The following is a 13,256-nucleotide window of genomic DNA, read 5'->3' as shown; positions in this document are numbered from 1 at the left end:
CGCGTCCAGCCCCTCTGCCGTCAGCGACCGGCGCAACGCGATGACGCGTTCCCGAACCCGGTCGGTGACCCGCTGCGGCGAGGACAGCGGTGCCCGGGACCGGGGTTCGACCGCGTCGATTCCACCTTCCCGGTAGCGGGCGAGGAGACGGTGGATATGGCGGCGCGACATCTGGTAGGCGTCAGCGGCTTCGGTGACCGTCAGCTCCCGGGCAACGATCTTCAACACGACGACACGATGCTTCGACATGCCCCCGACTGTGACCTATGACCCGACTCACCAGCGACCCATCATCTGTGACCTATGTCGCGAACCCAGACACCTCACTCGCCACCATTGTCCTGAGTCGCGACATCGTTTACGGACGTGTCGCGGCTCAGGACTTTTTTGTGGTCTGGGGTGTTGACGTGTGACGCGGGGTTGGTGAGTCGCGTGATCGTTGACGTCGGGGGTCACGGGTTCTTGGCTTGGTAGTTCTTGTTGGGGTCGATGGTGAACTCGGCGATGATCTCTCCGGTGTTGGTGCTGCTGACGGTGGCGTTGCGGTCGTGGATGAGGATGAGCACGGGCGTGCTCGCATGGGCTCGGCCGATGCCGAGGTGGCGGATCTGTCCGGCGTAGCGGATGGTGACTTTGCCGTGCTTGTCGACGGTGTCGGTGCGGGAGCGCCATTCGGTCGTGGCCGGGTGTGTGGTGGGGGCTGCTTTCGGGAGGGCTGTGTAGGCCTGTTCGGGCGTGCGACCGGCGAGGGATCGGTGTGGTCGGGCTGTGTTGTACCAGGTCCGGAATTGAGTGAGCAGGGTGGTGAGGTCGTCGATGGTGTCGGGCAGGGGGCGGGCTTTGAGCCAGCGTTTGAGGGTCTGTTGGAAGCGTTCGATCTTTCCCTGGGTCTGCGGGTGGCCGGGGCGTCCGTTCTTCTGGGTGATGCGGTGTGCGGCCAGCAGCTTCTCGAATCCGCCGCGGGCGCCTTTGAAGCGGGCCAGGCGGGTGGTGAACACGAGCCCGTTGTCGGTGAGGGTCGAGTAGGGCGGTCCGTAGCGGGTGATCAGCTCGGTCATCACGGCCACGACCATTGGGCCGGTGAACGCTTCGGCGGGGCGGATGTCGAGGAGGTATCGGGCGTGGTCGTCGAGGAAGTCGAGGATCTCGACCCGGGTGCCTGTGGAGAGGAACCAGTGGGTGATGTCGGCCTGCCAGCACTCGTTGGGCAAGTCGGCTTCGAAACGGATGTAGGAGCTGCGGGGGCGCTTGTTCGGGGCGGGGTCGATCAGTGCTGCGTCGTGCAGGATACGGCGGATCGTTGAGGTGGATGGTGGTCGGTGTCCTTCTTGTTCGAGATGCCAGGCGATCGTGACCGGTCCGGCATCAGCACCCGCGATGCGCAGCTCGTGTCGCAGAGCGATGATCCGTTCCCGGATGGGGGGTGGCGTTGCCCCCGGGTGGGTCTTGGGCGCGCGTGAGCGCGGGGCGAGTCCGTCCGGACCTTCGGCTTGGTAACGGCGGACCAGGACATGCACCCATTGGCGGGTCACCCCGAACCGGGCGGCGGCCTCGGCGTGGGTGAGTCCCTGATCGGTGACGGCACGGACGATGACGAGATTCTTCGGTTTCACGCGTCAACGATGTCGCGACTCACCCGTCAACGATCATCTGCCCCCGCCAGTCAACGATGACGCGACTCACCCGTCAACGATCACGAGCACAACCCCCGCGAATAGCTGTCAACGATGTGGTGAAGTCCAACACCTCACTCGCCACCATTGTCCTGAGTCGCGATATGGGCGACTCATGCGTTGCGACAAAGGCGACGCTTATGAGCGGGAGCCTGGCCATCGGCCGGGCTCTTGTTGTGTGTTGCGCCAGTAGTGTGCTCGGGTCGATATTCCGGCGTGACAGCCCGTCGGCCGGGGGCATTCGCCGTGTCGTGCCGGTGTCGTGCCCCGGCCGTGCCCCGCGACGCGTCCCGAACGCACGGCATCCCGGCCTGGGCCGAGGGTTTTCCACAGTGAGCGCTCGGGCCTCCCACCGCGTCGGGGCTCCGTGTCAGGATGGGGGATGCGGACACCGCCCGCCGACGAGAGGATCTTCATGACCGTGCCCAGTGCGACGCCTCCGCGAACGGACGTGCCGAACTCCAAGCTTCTGCGCGCGGCGATCTGGGTCGCCATCGGCGCCCTCATCGCAGCGGCGATCGTCTGCGTCGTCATGGTGCTGGTCGGCACCGCCAACGGCATCGTGCCGCGCGCATTCCTCACCATCCTGCTCATGGTCGCCTTCGCGGGCGTCACGATCCTCGACACCTACCTCGCGCCGCGCCGCCCGGCCTGGTTCGCGCTCACCAGCATGGTCGTCTGGGTGATCACCCTGCTCATCGGCGCGGTCTTGATCTGGATGCCGTTCCGGATGATGTCTCTGCTGCAGTTCGGCGGAGGGGCCGGCAGGTTCTTCTCATTCCTGCTCATCGTGCTGATCCTGCAACTCGCGGTGCTGCACGTACGCCTCTACACCAAGGCGTGGGCACGCAACCGCACCACCTTCACGAACATCGTCGCGTGGATCACCATCGTGCTGGTCGCGCTGCTGGCCCTCATGCTCGTGCTGCCGCTGATGCTCAAGGAATGGGTGCACTTCCGTGATCTGTACTGGCGGCTCACCGTCGCCGTCGCGATCCTGGCCGCGGTGGGCACCGCGCTCGTGCCTCTGATGAACGCCCTGTTCGCGCCGCGCGAGACCCGCCCGCACCCGCATGTGCCCGGCTGGCCCACCTACGCAGACGGCGTCACGCCGCTGCCCGTGCTGGGTGACGGACAGCCCGACTGGAACGCCTACTACGTGGGCCGCCCGACCACGCCGACCGGCTGGGCCGCACCCGAGCCCGCGCCGGCGGTCGCGCCGCCGCACGCGACGGTGCCGGTGACGGATGCCGCAGCCCCCGCGCACGGCTCCGACATGGCCGGGTGGCCGCCGCCGACGATCCCGTCGGCCGCCCCCGACGCCTCGTCGCCGTCCGTGACACCGGACTGGCCGGCGCCCGTTCCGCCGCAGCCGCAGCCGCCGATGCCGCCCCAGCCGTCGCCCGAGCCGCCGCCGGTGCCCGAGCCGGCGCATCCGTTCCCTCCCGAGCCGGCTCCGCCCGCACCGCAGCCTCCGGCACCGGGAACCCCCGAGCCTCCGATCCCGGGTACGCCCGAACCGCCGATGCCCGGTGCACCGCAGCCGCCCGCACCGGGCCCACAGCCGCCCACGCCGCAGCCGCCCGCACCGGGCCCGCAGCCGCCCACGCCGGGCCCGCAGCCGCCCGCACCGGGCTTCGACGGCTACCCGGCGCCACCCGCCCCGCCGCACGAGAGGTGACGACCGCGTCGCCGCACCGGCACTGACCCTGCCACGCCGCACCACGGGGTGCCCGGCTAGCGTGGAGGCATGACCGTCTCCGCCGACCTCGCCCGCCTCGCCGCCGACATCGCGATCGAAGCGGGCGAGCTCGCACGGCGCCGGCGTGTCGAGGGCGTGCAGATCGCCGCGACCAAGTCGGCCGCCGCCGACATCGTCACCGCCGCCGATCGCGAGGTCGAGCAGCTCATCCGCCGCCGGCTGGGCAGAGCCCGCCCCGACGACGGCTTTCTCGGCGAAGAGTCCGGTGCCGAACCGGGCGCCTCCGGCATCACCTGGGTGGTCGACCCCATCGACGGCACGGTCAACTACGCGTACGGCATCCCCGCCTATGCGGTGAGCATCGCGGCGGTGACCGGCGACCCCGACCCGCAGCGGTGGACGGCGCTCGCCGGTGCCGTGTTCGGTGTCGCCACCGGCGAGCTGTTCACGGCCGTCCGCGGCGGCGGTGCCCACTTGCACACCCCCGACGGTCCGAAACCGCTGCACGTCAACGCCCAGCCGGGCGAGGCGGGTGCCCTGCTGGCCACCGGATTCGGGTACGACCCCGCCACCCACGCCGGCGACCTCGCCCGTCTGTCCCGGGTGATGCCACTGGCCCGAGACATCCGCCGCATCGGCTCGGCCGCACTCGACCTCGCCTTCGTCGCCGCCGGCCGCCTCGACGGGTACTTCGAGCGCGGGCTGAACCCGTGGGACCACGCCGCGGGGGCGCTTCTGGTCGAAGAAGCCGGCGGCCGCGTCGGCGGCATCCCGGGCGGACGTCCCGGCACCGAGCTCACCGTCGCCGCGGGCCCCGACCTGTTCGACGCCCTCGTGACGGCCATCGACGGCCGCTGATATATCGGCGGGGTGGATGACATTCCCAGGCTTTCGGGGGTAGTGTTTACCCATTCGTTACCTTCGCCGGCCCGAACGGCGGGGGTGATCAGATCCCGACGTACGACCGTTGCCCCCCAGCGACACGACACGAGAGCTCGCCCACCCTTGTCCTTCGACGCCCCGACGGCTGACCCGGCGCGCACGCGCCGCTCGGCACGCACCTCACCCGTGCCCGTACAGGCGACCGAGGCGACGGTGCTGACCCGGGCCGAGGCGCGTCGGCGCGCCCAACTCGCGGCAGCCGCGTCGACGGATGCCGCAGCCGTGCAGACCACGTCGTCGCACGCACCCGTGGCATCGGCACACCAGGCGTCGATCCCGACCCCGCCGGCCGCGCAGTCCACCGCCCAGCCCGTGGACGGCGCTGCGGCCACCGCCACGGTGTCGCCCGAGCGGGACACGACGGCCACGCCCACCACCGAGCCCGCGCCGATGACGCGCCGCCGTCGCCGGCAGACCGGCGCCGTGCCCGTGCCGCCCGCATCGACCACCGTCCTGGCGCCCGAGTCGGCGACCGCGGCCGCGTCGGTCGAGACCGCATCGACCGTCGCCCCTGTCGGCTCCGCCCCCGCCTCCGCCTCGCACGGCGACGAGCAGATGGCGGTGTCGCAGCCCGAACCCACCGTCGTGACCACCCCGGTGCAGACCGTGAACGCCGGCCCGGCCGCGGTCACCGCGCCGACCGCAGCAGCGGCGCAGACCGACGACACCGGCCGCGCCGAGGCATCCGTCACCGCCGACCCGTTCGAGGCCGCGGCCCGTGTGCTCTCGTTCACCGGCGAGACGCCCGTGCAGCGTGAGCGCCGTACCGAGCCGGCCGATGACACCGACACCGGCGATGCGACGCCCGCACCGCACCGTGCCAAGAGCCGGGTCACGAACCGTCCCCAGAAGGCGAAGAAGTCGCGCCGCACGTCCGGCCCGCGCCCGGCCCGGTCGCGGCGTGCGACCGTGAACCGGGTGGCGGCGGCATCCGTGTCGTTCAGCGCCATGGTCGCGGTCGGTCTGCTCGCCGTCGGCGCCACCGTTCCCGCCGAGGCGGTCGCAGCCCCGAACACGAAGCTTGTCGGCGCCGCCCCTGTGCAGCAGGCGGGGGATGCCGCAGCCGCCGCGGACGACGAGATCCAGGCGTACGTGGCGCCGGCCGACGCCGCGCCCACGGCCGACCTGGACCGGTCGGCGAACTACACCACCGCGACGTTGACCGAGATGGCCGGCACCACCGGCATCTCGAACGTGTCGAACCGGTTCTTCACGAACAACCCGGCGTGCGACGTGCAGTGGCCGTTCGCGGTCGGCGTGCCGATCACCTACGGGTTCGGCCCCCGCCCCGGTGAGTTCCACACCGGCGCCGATTTCACCCCCGGCGCGGGCGCACACGTGCAGGCCATCGCCGACGGCACCGTGCGGGTCGCGCAGGAGGGCTACCAAGGTTACGGCGTCGCGGTCATCATCGACCACGTCATCGACGGCCAGCACGTCGCGAGCCTGTACGGGCACATGCAGTACGGGTCGCTGCAGGTGCACGCGGGCGAGAAGGTGCGGGTGGGTCAGTACATCGGCCGCACCGGCAACACCGGCTTCTCGTTCGGCGCGCACACGCACGTCGAGATCCGGCAGAACGGCACCACGCCGATCGACCCGTTGCCGTGGCTGCGCCAGCACAACCAGTGCTGATCGCCGACGCTGAGACCGGCCCGTGCGGGTTCGGCAATCCGGCGTCGCTCTGATATTCTTTTCTGGTTGCCCGGACCGCTCCGGGCAGCGCCCCGATAGCTCAGTGGCAGAGCACTTCCATGGTAAGGAAGGGGTCGTCAGTTCAATCCTGACTCGGGGCTCGCAGGCACCCGGACCGCATCCGGATGCGTCGCGGCAGGGTAGCTCAGATGGTGAGAGCGCACGACTCATAATCGTGAGGTCGCGGGTTCGAGCCCCGCTCCTGCTACAGAATGAGACCCCCGGTTCTCCGGGGGTTTTGTCGTCTCCGGCGCCCGCAGGCGGCTCACTCGGCGTCGACGGTGCGCAGCAGGCTCTCGACCTCGTCGTCGGTGGTCTGCTCGAACCGGCGGTAATACGCGCCGACCGCCTCGAACCACTCGGGCTGCTGCAGGCACACCACCCGGTCTGCGCCGGTGATCTTCCGCACCGCGAGGGGGCTCGCCACCGGAGCCGCCACGATCACCCGGGCCGCCCCCAGCCGCCGCGCCACCCGGCACGCCGCCGACGCGGTGGCGCCGGTGGCGATGCCGTCGTCGACGATCAGCGCGGTGCGGCCGGTGAGATCCAGCGCCGGACGTCCGCCCCGCAGGCGCGCCACTCGGGCGTTCACCGTGGCGCGCTCGGCGGCCTCCGCCTCGGTGAACGCCTCATCCGAGACCCCGGCGTGGGCGATCAACTCGTCGTCACGCACCCGCACCCCGCCCTCGCCGATCGCGCCCATCGCGACCTCGGCATGGCCGGGAATCCCCACCTTGCGCACGATGACGGCGTCCAGCGGCGCCTGCAGCGCGTGTGCCACCTCGGCGGCGACCGGCACGCCCCCGCGCGGCACACCGAGTACGACGACCTCGCCGAGCCCCAACCCGGCCAGATGCCGGCCCAGCCGGCGGCCGGCATCGGCGCGATCGTCGTACACGTCATCCGGGCGACGATGGCCCGACCGGTTGCCCATGTCCGACCTCCCGTCGAAACGCCCGTACGTGCCCGATCCTGTGCGATGCGCACCGCCCGCGTCAAGGCCGTCGCAGGGGCCCGAGTGACTTTCGTCCCGTGGAGTGACCGCCCCGCGGCGAAGGCTTGAGGCATGGACGACATCGATACCGGCCCGGTGCTGGTGGGCGTCGACGGATCGGACTCATCGATCGACGCCCTGCGCCACGCGGCACGCCTGGCACAGGCGCTCGACGCGCCGCTGGAAGCGGTCACGGTCTGGGAGTACCCGGCCTTCGCCGACTACTACGCCGTGGTCGACTGGTCGCCGGAGGCCGACGCCCAGGCGACGCTCGAGAGCGCGATCGACCAGGCGTTCGGCGGCGCGCCGCCGACCGGCCTGCGCCGGACGGTGCTGCGCGGTCCGACCGCCCGAGCCCTGATCGACGCCAGTCGGCGCGCAGGGATGCTGGTGCTCGGCAGCCGCGGACACGGTGGCTTCGCGGGACTGCTGCTCGGTTCGGTCAGTGCTGCCTGCGCCGCACACGCGCGGTGCCCGGTGCTGATCGTCCACGGTCGCCATGACGATCGCGACCTCGGCGAGCCGACCACCGCGATCGACACCGTCGACGTCGGGGGCCTGGAGGAGTCCGACCAGGACTGACCCGGATCAGCGGCCCGCGGCATCCGGTCGGTGCCGGGTGCGTTCGATCTCGAACACCGCCGCCTGGGTGCGATGCTCCAGACCGAGCTTGCCGAGCATCGTCGACACGTAGTTCTTCACGGTCTTCTCGGCCAGGTGCAGCCGCTCGCCGATCTGCCGGTTCGTCAGCCCGTCGGCGATCAGCGCGAGGATCTGCCGCTCGCGCAGCCCGAGCGACCCGAACCGCGGGTCCTGGTCGGACGGTGTGCGCATCCGCTGCGTCGCCCGCTTCGCCGTCACCGGGTTCAGCAGCCGCCGCCCCGCCGCCACGGCCCGCACCGCGCCCGCCAGATCGGTGCCGTGCACGGTCTTCAGCAGATACCCGGATGCATCGGCCAGCACCGCCGCCATCACCGCATCATCGTCGTCGTATGCGGTGAGGATCAGGCAGCCCACCGCCGGATGCTCCTGCCGGATCTGCCGGCACAGGTCGATGCCGCTGCCGTCGGGCAGATGCACGTCGAGGATCGCGACATCCGGTGCGGTCGCGGCGATCCGCCCGACCGCCTCGGCGCAGTTCGCCGCCTCGCCGACCACGTCCAGTCCCTGCGCCTCGAGCAGATCGGCCACCCCGCGCCGCACGATCTCGTGGTCGTCGACGAGAAAGACCCGCACCATGGCATCCCTCTCCTCATCCTGTGCAGGACTGTACCCGCGCGGCACCGACGGCGGAACCGGTCGAACACGGCAGGATGCCACCGGCCCGGCCCGACAACGGGACTTTCGGCCCGGCGGTGGCATCCGGCTCCCCGTTGACTGGGAGCATCCGCCCGCCGCGGCGGCACACGAAAGGCACACCCATGACCGACCCCCGCTTCCACGACCAGACCGTCATCGTCACCGGTGCCGGCTCCGGCATCGGCCGAGCCACGGCGCAGCGCCTCGCCGCCGAGGGCGCGACGGTGGTGGCGGTGGATGTCTCGGCCGAACGCCTGCGCCAGGTCGCCGCCGAGATCTCCGGTCGCGTCGTCACCGTCGACGGCGACCTGAGCGACCAGCTCACCGTCGACCGTGCCGTGGCCGCCGCCGGCGACCGCGTCGACGGCCTGGCGAACATCGCCGGCATCATGGACGGGTTCGAACCGACCGCCGAGATCGCCGACGAGACCTGGGATCGCGTGTTCGCGGTCAACGTCACCGCGATGATGCGGCTCACCCGCGCGGTGCTGCCCGGCATGATCGCCCGCGGGCGCGGCGCGATCGTGAACGTCAGCTCCGAGGCGGGGCTGCGCGGCTCGGCCGCCGGAACCCCGTACACCGTGTCGAAGCATGCCGTGAACGGGTTCACCCGCAGCACCGCGTTCTTCTACACGCCCAAGGGCGTGCGCTGCAACGCCGTCGCGCCGGGACCGGTGGCCACCAACATCGAGGCGCCGTTCCGTTCCGCCTGGGCACAGGAGCGGCTCGGCCCGCTGATGCAGACGAACATCCCCGCGCTGGCCCAGCCCGACGCGCTGGCCGCCGCGATCACCTGGCTGCTCAGCGACGACGCCTCGGACGTGTCGGGGGCGATCCTGCCCGTGGACGGCGGCTGGGCTGCGGTCTGAGACGATCCCACCTCGTCACGGGGTCGTCACGGGGTGCCCGCGTCGACCGGCACGGCGCGGGCATCGCGCACGACGAGCACCGGCGCGTTCGCGTTCACCAGCACATCGTGCAGCACCCGGCCCGGCGCGGTGCGCTCCGGGCCCCAGACGCGCCCCGGGCCGAGCACCAGCAGCCGCGCGTTCCGGGCCGCATCCAACAGCGCCTCGGCGGGGGGACGGGTCACGATCCGCACCTGCACCTCGAGCCCGGGATGCCGCTCCCGCACGGCGAGCTCGCCGACGGCCACCGCGGAGTCGACGCGCTGCGCGGTGGATGCCGCCTGGGGTGCCACCGCCTGCACCAGCTGCAGCATCCCGCCGAATCGCGCCGCTTCGTCAGCACCGGCGGTCGCCACCGCGACCGCCGCGTCGTGATGGCAGATGCCGACCACGACCCCCGAACGGAACCGGGTGTCGACGTCGGGGATGACCGCCACCCGGGCCACGGCGAGGGCGGTGACCTGGATGCCCAGCGACCCGAACACCCGACCGTGGATGAACCCGGTCTTGTCGGTGCCGACCACCAGCACATCTCCCGGCCGTGCACACGCCGCCAACGCCTCGGCGACCGGGCCCTCGGGCAGCGTCTCGTCGGCCGGCACGGCGGATCCGGTGCCCCGCACGTGCACCCGCACGCAGGCCAGCGACTGTGCCGTGGCCCGCTCACGCGCCCAGCGCAAGGCGGTTCTCGATGCCGGGGAATCGTCGACTCCGACCACATACCGTGCGTTCATCGGCACTCTCCGCTCGCCGTCATCATCGCGCGCCGATGCCGCTCGTGCCGGGACGAAAGTCCCGCTCCGGCGATACACTCGACCCACACGCCGAAGGTGGCCGTGATGGATGATTCTGCCCTGCAGTTCCCCGACGTCCCCCACGCTCAGCTCGAGAAGACGATCGGGGACCTGATCGCGCGGGCCGAGCATGTGCTCACCGTGCAGGGCCGGCTGCGCCGCCTGCTGGCGGCGAACCGTGCGGTGGTCGAGGCACTCGACCTCGACCGTGTGCTGGCCCGGGTCGTCGACGCGGCGGTCGCACTGGTCGACGCCGGCTACGGCGCGCTGCGCGTGGTGGACGGCGACGGTGAGCTGGAACGGTTCGTGCACGTCGGCATGACCGGCGACGAGGTCGACGCGATCGGGCACCTGCCCGCCGGCCACGGCCTGCTCGCCGCCGTGATCGACACCGGGCAGACCATCCGGCTCGCGCGCCTGAGCGATGACCCGCGCTCGGTCGGGCTGCCGGACGCTCACCCGCCGATGAACGCGTTCCTCGGGGTGCCGCTGCGCGTGCGCGACGAGATCTACGGGGTGCTGTACCTCGCCGATCGGCGCGAGGACGTGTTCAGCGAAGAGGATGAGGAGGTCATCGAGTCGCTCGCCGCCAGTGCCGGCATCGCCATCGAGAATGCCCGGCTCTATGACGAGGCGCAACGGCGGCAGCGGCTGAGCGAGGCGCTGTCCGAGATCGCCGCCGCGTTGCTGGCACCGGGTGGCGGCGATGTGCTCGGGGTCGTCGCCGAGCGGGTCGCACTGGTCGTGTCGGCCGCGCTGGTCACGGTCGTCGTGCCCGGCGGCGACGCCGACTCGGTGCGCATCGAGGTCGCGCGCGGCGTGGATGCCGGCCGGGTGCAGGGCGCGACGTTGCCGGCGGCATCCTCGCTCGCCGCCCGGGCCATGAACACCGGCACGGTCGCCGTCGAGCCGCGCGTCGAACGGGAACTGACCGGTGGGTCGCTGGTTCTGGGGCCCACCGTGGCGGTGCCGCTGGTGGTCTCGGGTCGGGCGATCGGCGCACTGTGCGTGTCGCGCGCGCCCGGCGAAGCGGGGTTCACGCACGCCGAACTCGACACCGTCGCCGAGTTCGCCGCCCAGGCCGGCATCGCGATCTCGCTGGCCTGGGCGCGGGCCGACAGGCAACGACTCGACGTGCTCGAAGACCGCAGTCGCATCGCCCGAGACCTGCACGACCACGTCATCCAGCGACTGTTCGCGACCGGGCTCGGGCTGCAGGCGCTCGCCGAGGCCGAACCGGCGGTGGCCGAACGCCTCGGCGCCCACGTCGACGACATCGACGCGGCGATCGCCGACATCCGCACGGCGATCTTCACCCTGCGCAGCCGCTCCGCGACCGGCGGTGCGGCGGCCCGGCACCGGATGCTCGACGTGGTCGCCGCGCTCACCCCCACCCTGCCCGCCCCGCCGCGGATCACGTTCACCGGGCCGGTCGACCTCGTGCTGACGGGAGTGGTCGCCGATGACGTGGTCGCCGTCCTGCGCGAGGCGCTGGCCAACGTCGCCCGGCACGCCCATGCCGACCACGTGAGCGTCGACGTCACCGTCGGCGGCAGCGAGCTGACCGTCACCGTCGTCGACGACGGCGTCGGGATCGCCCCGGATGCCGCACGCACCGGCGGAACCGCCAACCTGGCCGAGCGGGCCGCCGGCCACGGCGGAACCCTCACCGTGGCCCGAGCCGACGGCGGAGGCACCCGGCTGTGCTGGCGCGTGCCGCTGCGTGCCTGACAGTGGGCCGACCGCCAGGCCCTAGGCGGCCCGCGCACACGGACGAGGAGCGCCGATCCTCGACGGCGCCCCTCGTGTGCCCCTTCGGGAGACGCGGCCGCGGATGCCCGTATCGTCGCGGCGCGATGCTCTCAGACCGAAGGGGGAAACCCGCCGGGCGTCTGCGGCGCCCGAGGGAACTCCCGCATCGGCACGCCTCGAGTGTGCGCCGCCGCCCGTGATGCGCACGGGACGAAAGTCCCATGCCGTGCGCCGGGCGGGTCGGGGCGGACGGGCGTAGCCTGGGCGCAGAGGGGGCGGCCATGGGCGCTGGGAGGCGGATCGCGCACGCCGCCGGGGTGGCCGCCGGCGCGGCCGTGGGGCTCGTCGCGACGGTCGGCATCGTCACCACGGCCGAGGGACTGCTCGCCCGGGAACGGCTCGCGCCCACCCGGCTCGGCTCGGTGCTGCCGCACAGCGGCGTGTACGGGGCACACTCGCCCGGCACGCCGATCCGGCTGGGCCTGATGGGCGACTCGCTCGCCGTCGGCTACGGCGCCGACCACCCCGACCACACACCCGGTGTGCTCCTGGCGCGCGGGCTGGCTGCGGCATCCTCTCGCCCCGTCGCCCTCACCAACGTCGCCGCGGTGGGCGCCGAGTCCACCGCGCTGCTCGGTCAGCTCGGCCACCTGCGCGAGCTGACCGACCCCGACGTGGTGGTCATCGTCGTGGGGGCCAACGACGTGATGCGGCTCAAGCGCCTCACCGACGCGCTGTGGCCGCTCGCCGAGGTGGTGCGGCACCTGCGTCGCGACGGCGTACAGGTCGTGGTGGCGACCTGCCCCGACCTCGGCACCGTGCACCCGTTCTCGCAGCCGCTGCGCTTTTTCGCACACTGGTACAGCCGGGTCACGGCCACCGGGCAGGCCATCGTCGTGCTGCGCGCCGGCGGACGCACGGTGTCGCTGGCCGACACGCTCGGGCCGCTGTTCCGGCACGACCCGCAGGGCATGTTCTCGCCGCACGACCACCTGCATCCGTCCGACGCGGGCTACCGGGCGGCCGCCGACGCGATCCTGCCGAGCGTGTGCGCCGCCGCCGGATATCCGCGCCCGCAGGACGCGCACGTGCCGCACCGGGTGTACCGCAAGGGCAGCCGACACCCGCTGGCATGGTGGGCGTTCCGTGCCTCACGCCGGGTCGGGGCACGGCTGACCGCCGCCGAGAGCATGCACGATCGAGAGCGCCGTCCGCCCGCGCAGCCCGTCGCATCCGGTCGGTGACGGTCTGATCGGGCATGTGGCCGGGCTCCCCGTGCGCCACACGACTGCGCCATCGTTCGGCGACGGCGCCGCCGATCTGTGGCGCGGATGCCGATTCCCGGCGCGCCCGCGTGACCGACGCCGATCACACACGGCCCGGTCCCAGCCACCCGGCCGCCGGTACGGATAAAATCGACCGATGGCGTGCGCGGCAGCGCACCCGCGAGGATCAGCGGACGGACCCGCAGCGTGCGCCCCGGCGCAGGCACCCGGC

Annotated in this window: 13 protein-coding genes and 2 tRNA genes; 10 read left to right on the top strand and 5 right to left on the bottom strand. The window is 72.3% G+C overall.

Annotated features, from left to right (window positions below; all coding sequences use genetic code 11):
- A partial coding sequence (locus H577_RS0110120; RefSeq protein ID WP_029145856.1) for a helix-turn-helix domain-containing protein occupies positions 1 to 249 on the bottom strand: 249 nt, incomplete at its 3' end.
- Positions 250 to 266: 17 nt separating this feature from the next.
- On the opposite strand from H577_RS0110120, the gene H577_RS17835 reads away from it, so the two are divergent.
- Positions 267 to 413 carry a hypothetical protein gene (locus tag H577_RS17835; protein WP_169566276.1) on the top strand — a complete coding sequence of 49 codons (147 nt, stop codon included), beginning with the start codon at positions 267 to 269 and terminating at the stop codon, positions 411 to 413.
- A gap of 39 nt (positions 414 to 452) precedes the next feature.
- Here the strand turns inward: H577_RS17835 and H577_RS0110115 are convergent, their stop codons facing one another.
- A complete protein-coding gene (locus H577_RS0110115) occupies positions 453 to 1,613 on the bottom strand; it encodes an IS481 family transposase (RefSeq protein ID WP_029145855.1) in 1,161 nt (386 codons plus the stop codon).
- Positions 1,614 to 2,055: 442 nt separating this feature from the next.
- Here H577_RS0110115 and H577_RS16040 point away from each other — a divergent pair, with 442 nt between their 5' ends.
- The 5 genes from H577_RS16040 to H577_RS0110085 all read left to right on the top strand — a co-directional run bounded on the left by H577_RS16040 (position 2,056) and on the right by H577_RS0110085 (position 6,220).
- Positions 2,056 to 3,354: a hypothetical protein gene (locus H577_RS16040; RefSeq protein WP_156876612.1), complete on the top strand. Its 1,299-nt coding sequence runs from the start codon at positions 2,056 to 2,058 to the stop codon at positions 3,352 to 3,354.
- A 69-nt stretch (positions 3,355 to 3,423) separates the two neighbouring features.
- Positions 3,424 to 4,233: an inositol monophosphatase family protein gene (locus H577_RS0110100; protein ID WP_029145854.1), complete on the top strand. Its 810-nt coding sequence runs from the start codon at positions 3,424 to 3,426 to the stop codon at positions 4,231 to 4,233.
- Positions 4,234 to 4,443: 210 nt separating this feature from the next.
- Positions 4,444 to 5,952: a peptidoglycan DD-metalloendopeptidase family protein gene (locus H577_RS0110095; protein ID WP_051191937.1), complete on the top strand. Its 1,509-nt coding sequence runs from the start codon at positions 4,444 to 4,446 to the stop codon at positions 5,950 to 5,952.
- 89 nt (positions 5,953 to 6,041) lie between these two features.
- Positions 6,042 to 6,113 (top strand) — tRNA-Thr (locus tag H577_RS0110090).
- Between the two features lie 33 nt (positions 6,114 to 6,146).
- Positions 6,147 to 6,220, top strand: a tRNA-Met gene (locus tag H577_RS0110085).
- A gap of 57 nt (positions 6,221 to 6,277) precedes the next feature.
- Here H577_RS0110085 and H577_RS0110080 read toward each other — a convergent pair.
- Entirely contained in the window at positions 6,278 to 6,946 is a 669-nt protein-coding gene (locus H577_RS0110080) for a phosphoribosyltransferase (protein WP_051191936.1), read from the bottom strand.
- Between the two features lie 132 nt (positions 6,947 to 7,078).
- On the opposite strand from H577_RS0110080, the gene H577_RS16030 reads away from it, so the two are divergent.
- Positions 7,079 to 7,588, top strand: a complete 510-nt coding sequence (locus tag H577_RS16030) for a universal stress protein (RefSeq protein ID WP_051191935.1) — start codon at positions 7,079 to 7,081, stop codon at positions 7,586 to 7,588.
- A 6-nt stretch (positions 7,589 to 7,594) separates the two neighbouring features.
- Here the strand turns inward: H577_RS16030 and H577_RS16025 are convergent, their stop codons facing one another.
- Positions 7,595 to 8,245: a response regulator gene (locus H577_RS16025; RefSeq protein WP_036284523.1), complete on the bottom strand. Its 651-nt coding sequence runs from the start codon at positions 8,243 to 8,245 to the stop codon at positions 7,595 to 7,597.
- A 182-nt stretch (positions 8,246 to 8,427) separates the two neighbouring features.
- On the opposite strand from H577_RS16025, the gene H577_RS0110065 reads away from it, so the two are divergent.
- Positions 8,428 to 9,174, top strand: coding sequence for an SDR family NAD(P)-dependent oxidoreductase (locus H577_RS0110065; protein ID WP_029145851.1), 747 nt, complete (start codon positions 8,428 to 8,430; stop codon positions 9,172 to 9,174).
- A gap of 26 nt (positions 9,175 to 9,200) precedes the next feature.
- Here H577_RS0110065 and H577_RS17830 read toward each other — a convergent pair whose 3' ends face one another.
- Positions 9,201 to 9,947: a universal stress protein gene (locus tag H577_RS17830; protein ID WP_029145850.1), complete on the bottom strand. Its 747-nt coding sequence runs from the start codon at positions 9,945 to 9,947 to the stop codon at positions 9,201 to 9,203.
- A gap of 105 nt (positions 9,948 to 10,052) precedes the next feature.
- Between H577_RS17830 and H577_RS16020 the strand changes: the two genes are divergently transcribed.
- Both H577_RS16020 and H577_RS16015 read left to right on the top strand, forming a co-directional pair.
- A complete protein-coding gene (locus H577_RS16020; RefSeq protein WP_036284521.1) occupies positions 10,053 to 11,738 on the top strand; it encodes a sensor histidine kinase in 1,686 nt (561 codons plus the stop codon).
- A gap of 302 nt (positions 11,739 to 12,040) precedes the next feature.
- Entirely contained in the window at positions 12,041 to 13,003 is a 963-nt protein-coding gene (locus H577_RS16015; RefSeq protein ID WP_051191934.1) for an SGNH/GDSL hydrolase family protein, read from the top strand.
- The last annotated feature ends 253 nt before the right edge of the window (positions 13,004 to 13,256 follow it).

This window comes from Microbacterium luticocti DSM 19459 (assembly GCF_000422405.1).
Lineage (GTDB): Bacteria > Actinomycetota > Actinomycetes > Actinomycetales > Microbacteriaceae > Microbacterium > Microbacterium luticocti.
This window is presented reverse-complemented; position numbering and strand designations above follow the sequence as displayed.